This window comes from Flavobacterium granuli, assembly GCF_900129705.1.
Classification (GTDB): domain Bacteria; phylum Bacteroidota; class Bacteroidia; order Flavobacteriales; family Flavobacteriaceae; genus Flavobacterium; species Flavobacterium granuli.
In genome coordinates, this window is record NZ_FQWO01000005.1 from 160,557 (window position 1) to 178,363 (window position 17,807).

General features: G+C 34.1%; 13 protein-coding genes. 5 read left to right on the forward strand and 8 right to left on the reverse strand.

Features of this window, described 5'->3' with window-relative positions; all coding sequences use genetic code 11:
• Positions 1 to 266 precede the first annotated feature (266 nt).
• On the reverse strand, positions 267 to 863 hold the full coding sequence (locus BUB25_RS16595; protein ID WP_170066893.1) for a helix-turn-helix domain-containing protein: 597 nt from the start codon (positions 861 to 863) through the stop codon (positions 267 to 269).
• Between the two features lie 879 nt (positions 864 to 1,742).
• Here BUB25_RS16595 and BUB25_RS08870 point away from each other — a divergent pair.
• The 4 genes from BUB25_RS08870 to BUB25_RS08885 are packed head-to-tail and all read left to right on the forward strand — an operon-like array spanning position 1,743 to position 7,081.
• Positions 1,743 to 2,225 (forward strand): T9SS type A sorting domain-containing protein, encoded by a 483-nt coding sequence (locus tag BUB25_RS08870; RefSeq protein WP_072943158.1) that lies wholly within the window; start codon positions 1,743 to 1,745, stop codon positions 2,223 to 2,225.
• Positions 2,222 to 2,842 carry a hypothetical protein gene (locus BUB25_RS08875; RefSeq protein WP_072943160.1) on the forward strand — a complete coding sequence of 207 codons (621 nt, stop codon included), beginning with the start codon at positions 2,222 to 2,224 and terminating at the stop codon, positions 2,840 to 2,842. The genes BUB25_RS08870 and BUB25_RS08875 overlap by 4 nt, the downstream gene beginning before the upstream one ends.
• A gap of 2 nt (positions 2,843 to 2,844) precedes the next feature.
• A complete protein-coding gene (locus tag BUB25_RS08880) occupies positions 2,845 to 5,526 on the forward strand; it encodes a beta strand repeat-containing protein (RefSeq protein ID WP_072943162.1) in 2,682 nt (893 codons plus the stop codon).
• A 28-nt stretch (positions 5,527 to 5,554) separates the two neighbouring features.
• Positions 5,555 to 7,081 (forward strand): fibrinogen-like YCDxxxxGGGW domain-containing protein, encoded by a 1,527-nt coding sequence (locus BUB25_RS08885; RefSeq protein WP_139256899.1) that lies wholly within the window; start codon positions 5,555 to 5,557, stop codon positions 7,079 to 7,081.
• A gap of 47 nt (positions 7,082 to 7,128) precedes the next feature.
• Here BUB25_RS08885 and BUB25_RS16430 read toward each other — a convergent pair whose 3' ends face one another.
• The 4 genes from BUB25_RS16430 to BUB25_RS08900 form a co-directional block, all read right to left on the reverse strand.
• The gene (locus tag BUB25_RS16430; RefSeq protein WP_139256900.1) at positions 7,129 to 7,326 is read right to left on the reverse strand and encodes a hypothetical protein; all 198 of its coding nucleotides are present in this window, start codon (positions 7,324 to 7,326) and stop codon (positions 7,129 to 7,131) included.
• 111 nt (positions 7,327 to 7,437) lie between these two features.
• The gene (locus BUB25_RS08890) at positions 7,438 to 10,311 is read right to left on the reverse strand and encodes a type I restriction endonuclease subunit R (RefSeq protein ID WP_072943168.1); all 2,874 of its coding nucleotides are present in this window, start codon (positions 10,309 to 10,311) and stop codon (positions 7,438 to 7,440) included.
• Positions 10,308 to 11,081 carry a transposase gene (locus BUB25_RS08895; RefSeq protein ID WP_139256901.1) on the reverse strand — a complete coding sequence of 258 codons (774 nt, stop codon included), beginning with the start codon at positions 11,079 to 11,081 and terminating at the stop codon, positions 10,308 to 10,310. The genes BUB25_RS08890 and BUB25_RS08895 overlap by 4 nt, the downstream gene beginning before the upstream one ends.
• Positions 11,082 to 11,164: 83 nt before the next feature.
• Positions 11,165 to 12,088, reverse strand: a complete 924-nt coding sequence (locus BUB25_RS08900) for a tyrosine-type recombinase/integrase (RefSeq protein ID WP_072943369.1) — start codon at positions 12,086 to 12,088, stop codon at positions 11,165 to 11,167.
• A 39-nt stretch (positions 12,089 to 12,127) separates the two neighbouring features.
• Between BUB25_RS08900 and BUB25_RS16600 the strand changes: the two genes are divergently transcribed.
• Positions 12,128 to 13,459: a restriction endonuclease subunit S gene (locus BUB25_RS16600; RefSeq protein WP_072943173.1), complete on the forward strand. Its 1,332-nt coding sequence runs from the start codon at positions 12,128 to 12,130 to the stop codon at positions 13,457 to 13,459.
• A 56-nt stretch (positions 13,460 to 13,515) separates the two neighbouring features.
• On the opposite strand, the gene BUB25_RS08910 is transcribed toward BUB25_RS16600, so the two are convergent.
• Genes BUB25_RS08910 through BUB25_RS08920 form a run of 3 tightly spaced genes read right to left on the reverse strand, consistent with a single transcriptional unit; the run spans position 13,516 to position 17,254 of the window.
• On the reverse strand, positions 13,516 to 14,634 hold the full coding sequence (locus BUB25_RS08910) for a restriction endonuclease subunit S (protein ID WP_072943176.1): 1,119 nt from the start codon (positions 14,632 to 14,634) through the stop codon (positions 13,516 to 13,518).
• Positions 14,635 to 14,665: 31 nt separating this feature from the next.
• A complete protein-coding gene (locus BUB25_RS08915) occupies positions 14,666 to 15,673 on the reverse strand; it encodes a virulence RhuM family protein (RefSeq protein WP_072943177.1) in 1,008 nt (335 codons plus the stop codon).
• 24 nt (positions 15,674 to 15,697) lie between these two features.
• Entirely contained in the window at positions 15,698 to 17,254 is a 1,557-nt protein-coding gene (locus BUB25_RS08920; protein WP_072943179.1) for a type I restriction-modification system subunit M, read from the reverse strand.
• Between the last annotated feature and the right edge of the window lie 553 nt (positions 17,255 to 17,807).

Below are 17,807 nucleotides of genomic sequence, written 5' to 3' on the forward strand. Positions count from 1 at the left end.
ACAAATCTTTATTAAAAGGGGTTGTAGAAAGAATTTTTTTAACGGTTTAATTAATCAATGGATTTCCCCATGCTTTAACTTTATTTGGAGCCTTAAAACTAGCAACAAGATTAAAAAGAATAGATGAAAAAGATAAACTAAAGGAATCAACTTATAATGATTTTTATTTAATCGGGAATTTTATTTCAGTGATGATAGCCATATTTTATACGTTTTTGTACACCGAATTTTTAAAATAATCTATGCATGAGCTGCTAATGGGGTATTTATAGAGACACTATATATTTTTGCGGCGAGATTCCTGTAATACTTTTAAAACTGGTAAAAAAAGGATTATAAGAGGCAAAGCCAACTTCTTTTGCCAAGGACTCTATCGTATTTGTTTTTAAATAGTTTGATTCGATCAATAGAATCGAACGACGAATTCGGATTTTCTTTTTATAATCTGAAAACGAAATTTTAGAATGGTATTTATACAGATAATTTAAATGGCTGTTTGGGATATTTAATTTTATTGCTAAATCATTCATTGAAAATTTCGAATCTTTAAACACTTCAAATTCTAAAGCAATTTTCTCGATTTCACTAATATAGCGTGCAATATTGGGATCCATTTTTTCTTTTAGCTTGCTATCCTGAAGATTTTTTTGGTCTTTGTTAGATTCAACAATCCAATCAGTATCCAATGGCAGATTGAAGGTAGCGGATTCTTTTATGGGAGTATTAAAAATAGCATATCCATAAAGTATTTCCGGAGAAATTAAAACTTTAAAAAAGGTCAATATCCATACTATCGCACCAAGCCACTGAAAACGTTCGCCAGCAACAAAACCATGTCTATTGTCTTCTAAAAAGAGAGTCATAAAAAGTTTAATCGAATTCAGTAATAGGATGATAAACAAAAAAAGAGTCCATTTTTTAATTAAGCTGGCGTATTTACCATTAATTATCGGGCTGTCTTTTTGGGTCCAAACATTCTTATTTAAGAGGTAGTAAGCCAGAAAACAATAGCTTATATTATACAGAAATAATACGAAAAAGGTAGAGAAATAAAAAAAAGCAGGAAGTTCATCATTTGTACTGACGATGGCTATGTTTATAACCAAAAACACGATCGGAAAAACAAAATGGACAAGATCTTTCTTTATAAATAACTTCTGATTGGCAATTAAATTTTTAAAATACAAATAATAACTGGGAATGATCAGTATTAGAAACTTGTTGTAATTAATATAATATTCTTTTAAAAAACCTAAATAACCAAAGGAGAAAAATCCGTTTAATAAAAAACGAATTGACATTAAAACAAAAATCAGAGTTAAATAAAAATTCATCATTCTATTTACCCTGTAGTTTGATAGCGTTATGATTACGGTTAAAATACCAAATAAGCCGGTAATGATGAAAAGTAAGTTTACAATCAAAATTTATATTTTTTGAAATGAAATTAAAAAGCAATTTTTATTCCAGTTGCCAGAATGCAAAAATATAAATATATCTAGTAGTAATTCAATCTTTTGGGTTACAAAAAAATTAAAAATTAACTAATTTGTTTTTAAATCAACAGTAAAACAATCTCTTTTTTTGCTTCCTAAACTGTTTTTTATTTCAGAATTTTCGGACTTGAATAGTTACTAAAAACTAAAAAACGCTTACTATTTTTCTTTATTTGTGCATTTCATCGGTTTTATGTTGTTAAACATCGATTTTTTTGTTTTACTATTGCTCAAAATTAAATTCGCATGAAGTATTTACTTTTGTTGTTCAGTATCACTTTTCAAGGGCAAGTCCTGCACCATCAAATGCTTTCTTCTCAAGGATTGTCAACTAAAACAGCTGATGGTTTGATCATAAGACAAACCATTGGTCAGCAAAGTTTGGCAGCGACTGCTACCCATAAAGATTATGTTGTTATGCAAGGATTTCAGCAAGGTCTATGGGGCAAATATATTGCCTCCAACGCTATAGCTACAATCGAAGGCATTAAAATCACAAACTATCCCAATCCATTTATTGCAAGCATTAATTTTCAATTTTCAAAACCGGTTACGGATGTTATATCCATTTCAATTTTTGATATAATGGGACGCTTGATTTACGAACAAAAGAAAAAATTGAACAATACTATTCTGACTATTGACTTGGCATCACTACCCACTTCAGAATATTTAGTCCGATTGAATGCCACCAACCTCAACTACTATACAAAAATTATCAAACAATGATAAAAAACTACCTACTAATTGCCTTTTTAATCACGTCTTTCCAATTGTTTTCCCAAGAGGCCTATTTTTTGGCCGGGAGTAATTTTACCAAATATGTTTTCAAAAGTTCAAATGGAACTATGGCCACACCACTTCAAAGCGGTACTGGTTCAAGCTATGAAGTGGGATTTTCTAGACCAACGAAAACAGAAAAATTTTATTATAACATAGCCCTGACATTAAATGATTACAACGCTGTGGCGGGTTCTCAGTTTGAAAGTTATAGATGGGAGACCAAATATATTGGTATTCAAAATGCGGCAACTTATAATTTCGATGTTTACAATGATTTTCAATTGACCTTAAAAGGAGGAGTTAATCTTTCGACAATCATTTACGGCAAGCAAAATAGTAATGGAGCTATTTATGATTTGATGAGACAAGATGAATTTTCAGGAATAGTACTTTCGCCCTTCGTTGGGGTTCAAACACGCTATAAACTAAATGATTTGGGCTATTTAAGTCTTGGGTATGCGTTTTCACAAAGTTTAAAACCATTTAACACTTCCGCAGAAAAACTATCTTTTAATACGAATCAAATTCTATTTGGTATTCATTTTGCAATTAATAAAAAATAATTATGAAAAAGATAACTTTACTTTTATTCTTATTTGTTTCATCGGTAATTTATTCTCAGAAAAACGGCATAAGCTATCAGGCCATTATTTTTAATCCAAATGGAGGAAAAGTACCCGGGATCAATAATACCAATGAGCCTTTGGCCAATAAAAACATCTGTTTGCAATTCACCATTATTGACAGCGACACCAGAACCGAATACCAGGAAACCATAAATACAACGACAGATGCATTTGGAATGGTAAATACCATTATAGGATCGGGAAATCAATCAGCGGGCTACGCAGCATCATTTTCAAATATCTATTGGACTTCTGATCAAAAAAGCTTGAAAGTGGCCATGGATATCAATGGAAAATGCTCCACTTTTGTAGAAATCAGCAACCAACTTTTTACTTCGGTACCTTCTGCTTTTTCTGCACAAAACGCCGAAAATGTTACTGGCGTCGTATCCATTGAAAGCGGTGGTACTAATGCTGTTACCGTTTTGGGAGCGAAAACGAATTTAGCTCTTGAAAAGGTCGATAACACCAGTGATTTGAGTAAACCAATCAGTACAGCCACCCAAATAGTATTAAATCTAAAAGAAGATTCCGCTAACAAAAGTACAGATCTCATTATAGATGCTAATTCGAATGTTAAATATCCAACGGTACAAGCGGTAAAAACTTATATTGACGCAAACGCATCAACAGGATTGGCAGGACTGGCTGCAGAAACAGCAAGAGCTTTAGCAGCAGAATTAGCCAACTCCAATGCGATAGCTTCAAATACTACGGCAATAACTGCCAATGCCAATGCAATTGCGGCAGAAGCAACAACAGCCAGAACAGCAGAATTGGCCAATGCAACCGCAATTACAGCCGAAACCAACAGAGCCACTGCAGCGGAAGCCACCAAAGAAAACACAGACAACAAAAGTATCGATGTTACTTTCGCTTCAAATTCAGATGTAAAATTCCCGACAGAAAAAGCGGTAAAAACCTATGTGGATACAAGTGTATCAACTACTTCGACAGCCTTGGCAACGGAAGTTGCGAGAGCCACGGCAGCAGAAGGCGTTTTGACTACAAGTATTGCCAACGAAACCAGCACAAGAGGAACAGCCGATGCTACTTTGACCACGAATTTGAATGCAGAAGTTGCGAGAGCCACGGTAGCCGAAGGCGTTTTGACAACAAGTATTGCCAACGAAGCCAGCACAAGAGGAACAGCCGATGCTACTTTGACCACGAATTTGAATGCAGAAATCACCAGAGCCAATGCAGCAGAAGCTACCAAAGAAAACACAGCCAACAAAAGTATCGATGGTACTTTCGCTTCAAATTCAGATGTAAAATTCCCAACAGAAAAAGCGGTTAAAACCTATGTGGATGCAAGCGTATCAACTACTTCGACAGCCTTGGCAACGGAAGTTTTGAGAGCCACGGCAGCCGAAGGCGTTTTGACAACAAGTATTGCCAACGAAGCTAGCACAAGAGCAACAGGCGATGCTACTTTGACCACTAATTTAAATGCTGAAATTTCAAGAGCCACGGCAGCAGAAACAGGGCTTACTTCCTCCTTGGCTTTGAAAGTGGACAAAATTTCGGGTAAAGGTTTGTCAACTGAAGATTATTCGAGTGCAGAAAAAACAAAATTAGCTGCCATTACTGGCACAAACACTGGTGATCAAGATTTGAGTATTTATGCTCCATTAGCTTCTCCGACTTTCACGGGAACAGTTTCAGGAATTACCAAAACAATGGTTGGATTAGGAAATGTTGACAATACTACGGATTTATTGAAACCAATATCCACAGCTACTCAAAGTGCATTAGATTTAAAAGCTGATTTGGCTTCACCGACTTTCACGGGAACGGTTTCTGGAATTACCAAAACAATGGTTGGATTAGGAAATGTTGACAATACTACGGATTTATTGAAACCAATATCCACAGCTACTCAAAGTGCATTAGATTTAAAAGCTGATTTGGCTTCACCGACTTTCACGGGAACGGTTTCTGGAATTACCAAAACAATGGTTGGATTAGGAAATGTTGACAATACTACGGATTTATTGAAACCAATATCCACAGCTACTCAAAGTGCATTAGATTTAAAAGCTGATTTGGTTTCTCCGACTTTCACGGGAACGGTTACTGCAAGCGGAACCTTGACAACAGGAGTAGTGACTTATCCAAACTCCCATGGTACGAGCGGTCAAGTTTTGTCAACCACTGGCAGTGGAACTTTAGCTTGGACAACTCCATCAACAACTGCAAACGCTTATAGTGGAGTTTTGCCATTGGCTAACGGAGGTACGGGTTCAGCAACTCAAAACTTTGTGGATTTGTCCACTACTCAAACTGTTGCTGGGGCAAAAACATTTAGTAGTGCGGTAACTGGATCTTCTTTTGTTAAATCAGGAGGAACTTCAATACAGTATTTAATGGCAGACGGAACAGTTTCTTCTGGGCCGAGAGAAGTGAATGCTGAATTTACAGCCACTGCTAGTCAAACTAATTTTACAGTAACTCAAACTCCTTTGACAGGTCGAATAATAAAAATGTATGTAAATGGAGTTCGAATTAGCAATACGGCTTGTTCTTTTTCAGGGACTACTTTAACATATATTCCATCTAATAATGGTAATTATAATTTAACAGCAGGAGATAGAATTCAAATTGATTTTTATTATTAAACTAACAATGCTTTAAAGAATCAAATAGATGAATAGATTTAATTTGAAGTTTATGGTAGATAAATTTTCCAATCACATTAATTGTTTGTTGCTAATTTTAATAACCTTTATTTACTCAGGAAATGCGCAAACACCTTCTGGTTTTAGTCTTGTTGCATATGAGGGTTTTAATTATACCAGTGGTTCATCATTATTAAATGCTAGCGGTGGTAGTGGTTGGTCAACTGACTGGTCACAATCCTATCAAGGTAGATATTTAAAAACTTCAACAACAGGTTTTAATTATGCTGGATTGACAACCACCGGTCTGAAAGCTGAATTTGATGCCACTTGTTATAGCGCCTGTAATGAAATTGCATCTTTAAAAAGGTCATTTCCTTTGCAAAATCAAGGGGTTGTTTATTTTCAATTTATATCCGTTTTTGAAGCTTCTCCAGGAGGAGGAACTCCTACCATCAGGCTTTATAATGGAGCAACACAAACTGGCGGTATTGGTTCGACTAGTGGTTCGAATATGTCTATTTTAGCGTCTTCTCTTGCTAATTTGAGTTCGTCTTCAGGAAGTTTAAGTGCACAAAATTTGGTAGTGGTTCGTATAGACTATAACTTGAATAAAACAGAAATGTGGATTAATCCTGACTTATCCACTTTTAATTATTTGAATCCAACGAGTCCATCTGCCTCAGCAATTGGTTTTGCTCCAGCAATGGATCGATTTGATATTTTTATTAGATCGGGTAGTATTGATGAAATTGCCATTTTTAAACAAATTCCAACAATAGATAAATATGGAAAAATAGATGCCAATATTCCTCAATCCATAAATAAAAATGGAAATGTAGGTCATGGAAATGGATTGACCCAAAACGGAAAAGTAATTTCGTCAGTAAAGAATGGATTGACAGCAGCTACCGCATCAATTAGTGCTTATCAAATCAAACAGGATTATCCATCGTCTCCTGATGGATTGTATTGGATAAGCAATTCCAATATTAATGGAGGAACTCCTTTTCAAATTTATGCCGATATGACAACTGATGGTGGTGGATGGACATTGATTATGTGTAATGCAAGTAATGCAGGATGGAATTATGGCAATGCTATTTCTTTAAATACATCTTCCCCAAGTATCTCTTCTAATTATTCGATTATTGGCTGGGCAGACTATATCAAAAAAAGCAGTAGTGGTTTTCAATATATGATTGATGCAAATTCAAGGAGAAGCTATGGAGGTATATGGACAGCCAATGCTGCTTATTCTTTTACAAATTCTACTAATACGCAAACTGATGTAACCATAAATACAAAATTTGGATTAAATGGAAGTGTTGGTACTTGGATATACCATGATGGAGGGATTGAACAAAGAATGCCTTGGTACTCCAATTGTGGAAATGAAGGATTTGTAACCACCAGTTTGAACTGCTCAGGCGGATCATGGTGGGGAACTTTAATTTCAGGAACTGGTTGGACACCAGCTCCTTGGATTAGTTCAGGCTGTGGTACGGAAGGATGTATGCCTAATCCAGGCATCATTTGGTATTGGGTGCGATAACACTAGACCTCATTTTATAATTTAGCATAGAAAACATTGGGACTATGCTACAAAGCATTGTTTTTCAACAGTCTGATTTTTAAATCGATGAATTGCAATTGAAGATTGTTTTTTAAACCATCGTATTCGGCTTTCAGGAATTGATTTTTTACAGCCGAAAAAACGATGGCTTCTACTCTACCGCTTGCAAATTTAGCTTGCATGGTGGTAAACGAAGCTTTCGCATATTTTTGTCGATTCCTCAATTGTCATAATTATTTGGCCATTTTTTTATCCGATCATGATTTATGCTTAAATATGCTTCGATTTATACAGCAAAAAATTACTGCGAAATGGCATTATAATTTTATTCGGTATTAAACTCCAGATATACCATTAACAAAAGTATCTACAAAATCTAAAATTTTATTCAATATTCGATCACCGATTTCTTTAGATTTAAGAACACTAGGTCTTCCTTCTATACGAAGATCTAAAATTTCTTTTCTTAAAGGTTCTCGTTCAGTAAAAAGATAATTTTCTATCAATTTTTCAGTTTTTTCATCAGAAAGGTTTTCAGTTTTCACTAAATCTTGGAGTGCTTTTTCTTGTTCTTCATTCCAGAATTTTTCAAACTCCTCAGGAATAATATCGGTATCGTCAATGTTAGGTAGGCTTTCTTGAATAAATTTCTCAATCAATTCTCTTTTACTTCTCAATGATACCTCGGTATTCAACAAGTTTGAAATCTCTTTATCAATACTTTCTTTATCTTTCGCGCTGTGTTTTAATTTAAACTTAATCAATAGTTGGATGATGTAAGTAACATTGATTGTATCGCGTCTAATCAACTCCAATTCGAAGTCAATATCGTTAAGAATAGATGTTTTTTCTAACGAAGGACTACTACTAAGTTTATCCTTTAAATCCAAATACTTACTGGTGTAATCTGCAAAAAGCTGTTCCTCCATTTCTAAATCATTCCAACTAAACTCTGAATAATGACTCATTTTTTTGTGTAACCGTATGAGCGCTCTGAATGTCAAAATGAACTGTAACTTATCTTCCTCGGTATACAAATCATCTACCGCACTGAACTCAGGAACAATTTCTAGCAGCTTTTGAGTTACTTCATTGAATTTTTCTGCATAGACTTCGTAAGGTTCAACAATAATTTCGTCAATCGCTTCTTTATTACTAAATAAAGCAATTGCTTCATCTGTTTTGTCTTTAAGATTTCGAAAACACACAATGTTTCCCTGCGTTTTGTTTTTGTCTAATGTGCGATTGGTACGACTAAAAGCTTGAATTAAACCGTGGTATTGAAGGTTCTTGTCAACATACAATGTATTCAGATTTTTACTATCATAACCCGTTAAAAACATATTAGCCACTAATAAAATATCCGTTTCGTGTTTAGGATGTTTGGATTTTCTGGCAACAGCATTGTAATAATTGTAAAACCCCTCGCTGTCCTTAATGTTTTCTGCCGTTCCAAATAATTCATTGAAATCTTGCACATAATTTTCCAACAGTTCTCTACGATGAGGCTTATATCCGTATTCCGCTTGAGGTTCAGCTGCTATATTTAATTGTGAGTAAACAGCATCTTCTATTTCTTCCTCGTTTTGAGCATAGCTGAAAATAGTTGCTATTTTTAAATTATGTTCGCCACTCCGTTTCTTACGTTTAAAAATTTCGTAGTATTCAATAACGGCATCAATATCTTGAACACACATCATCGCACAGAATTTTTTAGATTGTGTTTTCTGATCATGGTGTTGAATGATGTAATCAATAATTGCTTCCTTGCGCTCAGGCGCTTCAAAGACTTCAGATTCGTTGATTTGCTCTATTTTCAAATCAATAATATGTTCCTTTTTCTTGAAAGTCTGAATATATTCAATCGAGAATCTCAAAACATTTTCATCTCTAATAGCATCAGTTATTACATATTTATGGAGGCATTTACCAAATAAACTGGCTGTGGTTTTTTCTCCATTGGCATTCTCTGCTAAAATTGGTGTACCAGTAAAACCAAACAATTGAATATTAGCAAAATAATCCACAATGTTTTGATGTGTATCTCCAAATTGTGAACGATGACATTCATCAAAAATAAATACCATTCTTTCGTTTTTAAGGGCTTTCATTTTAGCTAGATTCCGGCCAGAAATAGCATTATTGAGCTTCTGGATAGTGGTAACAATAATTTTTACATTCGGATCATTGAATTTCCTGATAAGGTCGTCGGTATTGGTTGCTGAACTTACTGAGCCTTTGCTAAAACTATCGTATTCTTTATTGGTTTGATAATCTAAATCCTTTCTGTCTACTACAAAAACCACTTTCTTAATAGCTGGAATTTTTGATAAAATTTGGCTGGCTTTGAAACTTGTTAAGGTTTTTCCACTTCCTGTGGTATGCCAGATATATCCGTTTTTCTCTACATTATAACCATTTAATATTTCGTTTTCAGTAACTTTTTTTATAATACTTTCCACGGCATAATATTGATATGGACGAAGAACCATTAACTTTTTATCAGTTTCGTTAAGTACAATGTATTTACATATCATTTTACTGATATGACATGGTTCTAAGAAAGCATCGGTAAAACCATTCAGAATGTTATTAAGAGGATTATTGTTCTCGTCTGTCCAATGAAAAGTTTGAAGATATTCCTGCTTATGTGTTCCAAAGTTGCTGAAATACTTGGTATTTACACCATTGCTGATAATAAACAGTTGTACAAAATGAAATAGCCCTTTACCTGCTCCAAAACTATGCTTTTGATAACGATTGATTTGGTTGAAAGCTTCCTTCATTTCCAAACCCCTACGCTTCAGTTCTATTTGGACTAATGGCAGCCCATTAATCAGTAAAGTAACATCATAACGATTTTCATATTTCCCTTCCTGAGTAATCTGATTGCTAACCTGGTATTCATTTTGACACCAATGTTCTACGTTCAGAAATTCAAAATAGAGATTGTCTCCGTTATCTCTTAGGATGTGATGCTTCGTTTCACGCAATATCTTGGCTTTTTCAAATACTGATCCTTTGTTGACAATATTCAGTACTTTTTCAAATTCCGCCGCACTAAATTGAATGTTATTGTGCTTTTCAAGTTGCGTTTTCAAGTTTTTCAACAACTCTTTTTCATTCGTAATAGCACTATATTTATAACCCAATTTTTGCAATTGGGCTAAAAGTTGTTCTTCTAAAATTTGTTCGCTTTGTTTGCTCATGAATTGTCTGAATTTAATCTGTCACTATTCCATTTTGTAGGATTTTGAATAATGTAATTGGTAATTCTTTGGTATTCAAAATTATTCCTTATAATGTGATCGTGGTAATTGGGTTGAAAAAAATGATTGTTTCTGTTGTATTTTGGAATTGACAAATTATGTTCGTCAATATAATCATCAATTTTTGTATTTACCGCCGATTTGAATCCCGCCATAAATGATGAAATGGATTTTGGTAATCGAATTGGCGGATTACGTTTAATGGAAAAATCGTTGAAATTGGATTCCGATTTTAAATGTAGAACCGCACGGCCATGCGGTTCTATATTATTCGGGCCGTGCGGTTCTACATTATTTGGGCCGTGCGGTTCTACATTATTCGGGCCGTGCGGTTCTACATTATTTGGGCCATGCGGTTCTATATTATTCGGGCCGTGCGGTTCTACATTATTCGGGTCGTGCAGTTCTACATTATTTGGGTCAGGCGTTTGTACAGGCGGATGGCATATTTCCACAATGGTATGTATATGATTGGGCATAATGACATATTCGCACAAAAACAATTCATCGCGAATCTCAAATGATTTCAAAAATTCGACATTGACAATTTTTCCGATTTCGGACAATATCATTTCGGCATTGATTACATCTCCCAAAATAAATTCCCTGTTTTGTGTAACAATAGTCAGAAAATAAAGGGCATTTGATGAATAATCCCAATGAGGTAATCGGCGCGATGTTGTTCTATATTTATTTTTGTATTTGTCCATTGGTGTTAATAAGGGCATTTGACGAAGATAATAAATTAAAAAAAACTGCCATCATTTAATCTTACAAATCCTAATTCTGACAACTATCTCAAAGCTTTAAACATTTGTTCGATCGCTTTCTTTTTCTGTTCCATATTGGGATGAACATAGAGATTTAAGGTCGTGCTAATATTGGAATGTCCCAAAAGAACACTAACGGTTTTGTAATCGCAATTACTTTCAATGCATCTGGTTGCAAAACTGTGCCTCAGCCCATGAAACTTCAGATCTGGCATCTTCAAATGTTCCATTAGGTTTTTATAATAGCTGCGGTAGGTTCTGGGCTCAGTTGGCTTGCAATCATTGGTTAAAACAAAAAACGATGGGTTTACAATTTTTTTAAATGGTTTGAGTATTCTTAATAAATCTTTGCTTATGGGAATTTCACGTATAGAATTTTTTGTTTTAGGCGTGTCAAGAATGAGCTCCGTTTTTCTCTTTCCATCTTCTATAACATATATGCGTTGGATCGTTCTGTTAACACTTATAACGCCATTATCTGTATCGATATCTTCCCAAGTCAGCGCACATACTTCTCCAATGCGCATACCTGCACTCAGACAGATATAAACTCCTAGATTTCGGAACGTAAAATGTTCCTGTATATAGTTCATTATTTTTTTCTGATCGGAACGACTCAATACCTCAACCTTGTATTTTTCCCTTTCTGTAGGGTATTGAATATCGAATGGTATATAATCCAGCCATTTATGCTTTGCTCCGTATTTGAGAATCATTTTCAGAACAATTAGAATATCCTTGATTGTTTTTTGGCTTAAACCAGATTCTAACTTCTGAAAGACAAATGCCTGTACTTCTGCTTCTTCAACGGAATATTTGTCACCAAATGATGGTAGCAAATGATTCTCAATCAAGAGCGTATAAGCCGAAAAACTGGACTTTTTTACGTACTGTTTTTTATCCGTTCTCCACAGACTGATTACTTCTGAAATTTGTTTTTTGTTCATTTTATTTGAATTAAGATTAAAAGCCACAAAGGAAGTCAAATGCAAAAAAATGCGTTAGTTTTTGAATTGCGGAGCATAAATCTCCTCAATGTAGCGAATAACGGTTTTGGAATTTATGTTCCAAATAACCCAAAACAAATCCCTAATCTTAGGTTTCCTGAGTTTAGCAATAATTGGGAAATGAAGAAGTTGGGAGAAGTTATGGACTTCAAAGTAACCAATTCCTTTTCTCGTGAGAATTTGAATTATGAATTGGGAACTGTAAAGAATATCCATTATGGAGATATCCATACTAAATTTCAAACCCTATTTAATATTACAAATGAAATAGTTCCATTTATTAATGATGAAATAAATATTCTAAGAATTTCAGATGAAAATTATTGCAGAGAAGGAGACATTATATTTGCAGATGCTTCCGAAGATTTGAATGATGTTGGTAAAAGTATCGAAGTTGTAAATGTCAATGGCGAAAAATTATTATCAGGATTACATACTTTATTGGCACGACCAAAAGAAAATCTTTTCTATTTGGGCTTTAATGGATATTTATTTAAATCCAATCAAGTTAGAACACAAATTCAAAAAGAATCGCAAGGTTCAAAAGTTTTAAGTATCAATGTTGGACGGATTTCAAAAATTGAATTATCGTTTCCTGATGTAAAAGAACAAGAAAGAATAACTGCTTTATTAAGTTTGTTGGATGAGCGTATCCACACCCAAAACAAAATAATTGAGGAATTGAAGAGACTAAAAGTTTCACTAATAAAAAAAATATTTTCTCAGCATTTTCGATTTCAAGATGAGAATGGATGTGATTTTCCTGATTGGGAAGAAAAGACATTAGAGGAAGTTGTTGAATTTAGAAATGGAAAAGCTCATGAAAATCATATAGTTGAGAAGGGCAAATATATTGTAGTAAACTCCAAATTCATTTCTCAAAATGGAAATATTAGAAAATATTCCAATGAATGTAATATGCCTTTATACAAAGATGAAATTGTAATGGTTATGAGTGATGTGCCAAATGGCAAAGCATTAGCAAAATGTTTTTTAATTAATAAAAATGATAAATACACCCTGAATCAGCGTATTTGTGCATTAAAAGCTGTTAGTTGCCATAATCCATTTCTTTACTATTTAATAAACCGCAATGAATATTATTTAGCATTTGATTCAGGAGTTGGCCAAACAAATCTTAAAAAAGATGATGTACTCAATTGTCCTTTAATAATGCCTTCTTCAATAACAGAACAAATAATAATCGCTAATTTTCTGTCCTCGATTGATTCAAAAATTGATATTGAAGTTCAACTTTTAAGTAAATACGAAAGTCAGAAAAAGTACTTGTTGCAAAATATGTTTATTTAAAATCTTTCAAAAAAAAAGCATAAAAATTCATCAATTCTTGCCGATAACGGCAAGAATTAAACAAATAAGTTTTGAAGCAGATATTTTTTTTGTTCTTCTAATTTTTGTAAAATCTGAATTTCAGTATCTATCTTGGAGTCGATAGACAATAAAAAATTGGCGATTTTGGTTTGTTCTTCTAGACAAGCAATAGCAATTGAATAATTTGAAATTTGAGGGACTGTCAATTGAGGAACTCCCGTACTTTCAATAGCAAAATCTACAGTGTTTATAATTTCTTGTAAGTATTTAGGATGAATGTCAAAATCAGGATAAATAACTATAAGTCTTACAATTGCGCAAAATTTTTCGTATCGAACATTTGCTACGCCTAAATTTCCTCTACCACTAACGGTAACACAATTTTCTGGGTATTGAAATGAACTTGCATATCCATATAACCCAAAGCCCTCACCATTTGCATAAATTGGATAAGTATACTTTCCTAACTTTTCTTTTTTATAATCTAATTTATTTAGATCACCTCCTACAGAAAATTTACCAACCTCTTTTATTTTCTTTACTTCCCACTCTGGAAAATCATTTCTGTTACTGTCTTTAAATTTCAATTGACGTGAGAATATTTTTTTAATAAGCGTATTTTTTAATAACTTAAGTTCCTCAATTATTTTGTTTTGGGTTTGAATACGAGAATCTAAAAGAGATAGAAAAGTCGCTATTTTTTGTTGTTCCTCAATACATGAAATATTTATTTCAATTTGTTCGATAGTAGATTTAGAAAGACTGGGAACGCCTGATGCTTCGTTATATTTTAACCAATTTACTTTCTCAAAAACATAATAAACAAATTTAGGTACTACTTTTTGAAATGAATGGGTAAAAAATAATGTATCTACCGTCCAAAACTTTCCATTTACATAAGAAGGCTTGTTGATTGTACCTTTTCTCCCTATACAAACACTTTCGCCGTCATATAAATATTCGTTAACTGAAGTCATATAACCTCCTGTTCCAAACACTGGAATAGTACCTTTTGATAAATGCTTGTAATCTTTCCCACTACCAATAGTCAAAATACTTCCTATTTTTTCTCTATTCCATTCTTCAGTAAATTGAGGAAATCTCAAATTTGGAACCTTACTCATACTTTTATTCTCTTTATTTATCTTGGTCATACAATTCTCTTATTTTTTGAGCATTAAGGATTTACCTCTTTCTGGTTTTTAGTTCTTCCTCCAAAGACTTCAACTCTTGTAAATCATCAGCATCAGCTTGTTTTGCATCTTCTAATTTTCGTTTTGCATCAAATGTTTGATATGCTTTCACTATCATTTTTTCCATTTGTGCATTACTGATACTTCCTTTTCCGCTTAATAATTTTTTGTCGTTGAATTCGATAATTCTATCTACATTTTCTCTCCAAAAATCCATAGTAATGTCTTGACGATTCTTTGCTCTTAATTCGGCTGTTTCTAAAAAAACAACTACAAATCTATTTAAGCTATCAATTTCATCTTCGGTTAAATAATTTTTAGCAGTGAATATATCTTGCTTTCTTACAATTGAACCTTTCCAGGCAGTCAATGCCATATTCGGTTCATCAGTATTAGCACGACCTACTATTATTTCCGCAGCTGTTTTTTCTGTAATCGCATAGAGCAATTTGTTTTGGGTTTCAGCAAAAAACATCTGTGTAGCTTTATCCGTTTTATCATAATCATTACTCAATGCGAAAAGATCACGAACTTTTTGATAAAATCGTTTTTCAGAAGCACGTATATCTCTTATTCGTGCCAATAATTCATCGAAATAATCAGGACGACCATCAGGATTTTTCAGACGTTCATCATCCATCACAAATCCTTTGATCATATACTCTTTCAAATTCCGATTTGCCCATTGGCGGAACTGTGTGCCTCGTTTGCTTCTTACCCGAAAACCAATGGCGAGAATCATATCTAAACTGTAAAAAGTTACATTGTAATTTTTACCATCTGACGCAGTTGTCAAGTAATCCTTGACAACTGAATCTGTACTTAACTCGCTTTCCTCTAGTATATTAATAATATGAAGGCTAATATTTTGTTTAGAGGTGTCAAAAAGTGTTGCCAACTGATTTTGATTCATCCAAACCGAGCCGTCTTTGGCATAAAGTGAAACAGCCGTTTTGCCATCTGGGGTTTTATAAATGATGATATTTTGTTCTTCTTTCATAATTCTCAGTATTTAAACTCATAACTAAAAAACAAGTCCCAATTCCTTGAAATAAACATCAATCTCTTTATCCAGTTCCGCACGTTTGGCTTCCAAAGTTTTTATTTCCGCCATGACAGCCTGAATGTCAATTTCTTCCGCTTCTTCAAAAGTGTCCACATAACGTGGAATGTTCAAATTATAATCATTTTCAGCGACTTCCTCCAAAGTTGCCAAATGACTGTATTTTTCAATAGCGGTACGGCTACGATAGGTTTCCACAATTTTAGCAATGTGTTCTTCCCGCAACATATTCTGGTTTTTTACTTTTTCGAATTCTTTGCTGGCATCGATAAATAAAATATGGTTCGGATCTTCTTTACATTTTTTAAACACCAAAATACAGGTCGGAATACTGGTACCGTAGAAAATATTGGCCGGTAATCCAATTACAGCATCCAAGTAGTTTTTTTGTTCGATAAGGTATTTACGAATGTGCAATTCAGCTGCACCACGAAACAAAACACCATGTGGCAATACAACAGCCATTGTTCCGCTCTCTGCCAGATGGTTAACCATGTGTTGTACAAACGCAAAATCAGCTTTGCTTGCCGGAGCTAGTTTCCCATATTGGCTAAAACGGTCATCAGTTAAAAATAAAGGATTTGAGCTCCAATTGGCTGAAAAAGGCGGATTTGCCACGATAGCTTCCGCCTGCAAACCGATATGTTGTGGATGTTCTAAAGTGTCTTCTTGCTTGATGTCAAACTTACTAAAATGGACCCCATGAAGTATCATGTTCATGCGGGCGAGATTGTAGGTGGTACGGTTCATCTCTTGTCCGTAGAAATTATTGACATCTTTTACCTCTCGGGCAACTCGCAACAATAAAGAACCCGAACCACAGGTCGGATCATAAACTGATTTTAGTCTGTTTTTCCCAGTGGTAACAATTTTTGCCAGAATTTTGGAAACTTCTTGAGGAGTATAGAATTCTCCTGCTTTTTTACCAGCGCCACTGGCAAATTGACCAATCAGATATTCGTAAGCATCACCTAGTACGTCTAGTTCCGTATGCTCCAATTTAAAGTCAATTTCGTCAAGATGTACTAATACTTTTACAATAATGGCATTTCTTGCCTCCGCAGTTTTTCCCAATTTTGTACTGTTGAGATCCATGTCTTCAAACAAGTTGTCAAAGTCTTCTTCACTTTGAGTTCCCATGGTACTCAACTGAATGTTGGTCAATATTTTCTGCAAATCTTCCAATATAAATGTATCGGTACCGCTGTTTCCGCGTTTTGCAATTTCGCCGAAAAGTTCAGCTGGTTTTAAAAAATAGCCCAAGTTTTCAAGGGATTCTTCTTTGATTGCTTCTATATATTCTTGACCTACTTTTGTGTTTTCTGTAATATTTCTGAATTGAATGTTATCTTGTTCTAAAATAGAGTTGGCAAAAATCTCCATTTTTTCAGCCAAATATTTATAGAATATGAAACCTAGTATATAATCCCGGAACTCATCCGCATTCATTTTTCCTCGTAAAGTATTTGCTATATTCCAAAGCTGTTGCTCTAATATTTTTTTCTGTTCTTCTGACATTTAAAATAATCGTTATTTAGATTAGGGATCAATAATCCTTAAGAAGGCACTAATGTAATAAACTTTTGAGTGGTATGACTTATGGTTGCAATGAAAAACTAAATGATATGTATTTAGGTTCTTTTCTACTAATTTTGATTTACTGAAAATCGTTAAGTAAATTTAACTTTAAAGCTTCCCCTCAGTTCAAGTGAATTTTCAGAAAATGTGAACAGCTTTTTTATAAAATTGAAATGACTAATCGTTGTGGGGATCGCTTACACCTGACCGATAGCAACTGACGAAGTAAATCCGTGATATCGGACTCACCACACACGCAAAGCAAACAATACAAATCTTCAATCTAAGTCCTTGCGAGGAACGAAGCAACCTCACTATCAAAAGCAAACCCTAAAAAATCATTGAAACGGACATAGTAAAATGAATTTATTCAGCACCTCGCATTGACTCTCTCCTACCGTTCTCAACTCCATATTTTTTTTTAATACCCATTTGTACATTCCTAATTTGTACCCGATAGCGCGGATTTGCAATCCGTACCCGCAACAATACC

Excerpts from the sequence above, each read along its gene's own strand:
- BUB25_RS16595 (WP_170066893.1), bottom strand. The coding sequence starts at position 863 with ATGACTCTCTTTTTAGAAGACAATAGACATGGTTTTGTTGCTGGCGAA.
- BUB25_RS08870 (WP_072943158.1), top strand. The coding sequence starts at position 1,743 with ATGAAGTATTTACTTTTGTTGTTCAGTATCACTTTTCAAGGGCAAGTC.
- BUB25_RS08875 (WP_072943160.1), top strand. The coding sequence starts at position 2,222 with ATGATAAAAAACTACCTACTAATTGCCTTTTTAATCACGTCTTTCCAA.
- BUB25_RS08880 (WP_072943162.1), top strand. The coding sequence starts at position 2,845 with ATGAAAAAGATAACTTTACTTTTATTCTTATTTGTTTCATCGGTAATT.
- BUB25_RS08885 (WP_139256899.1), top strand. The coding sequence starts at position 5,555 with ATGAATAGATTTAATTTGAAGTTTATGGTAGATAAATTTTCCAATCAC.
- BUB25_RS08890 (WP_072943168.1), bottom strand. The coding sequence starts at position 10,311 with ATGAGCAAACAAAGCGAACAAATTTTAGAAGAACAACTTTTAGCCCAA.
- BUB25_RS08895 (WP_139256901.1), bottom strand. The coding sequence starts at position 11,081 with ATGGACAAATACAAAAATAAATATAGAACAACATCGCGCCGATTACCT.
- BUB25_RS08900 (WP_072943369.1), bottom strand. The coding sequence starts at position 12,088 with ATGAACAAAAAACAAATTTCAGAAGTAATCAGTCTGTGGAGAACGGAT.
- BUB25_RS16600 (WP_072943173.1), top strand. The coding sequence starts at position 12,128 with ATGCAAAAAAATGCGTTAGTTTTTGAATTGCGGAGCATAAATCTCCTC.
- BUB25_RS08910 (WP_072943176.1), bottom strand. The coding sequence starts at position 14,634 with ATGACCAAGATAAATAAAGAGAATAAAAGTATGAGTAAGGTTCCAAAT.
- BUB25_RS08915 (WP_072943177.1), bottom strand. The coding sequence starts at position 15,673 with ATGAAAGAAGAACAAAATATCATCATTTATAAAACCCCAGATGGCAAA.
- BUB25_RS08920 (WP_072943179.1), bottom strand. The coding sequence starts at position 17,254 with ATGTCAGAAGAACAGAAAAAAATATTAGAGCAACAGCTTTGGAATATA.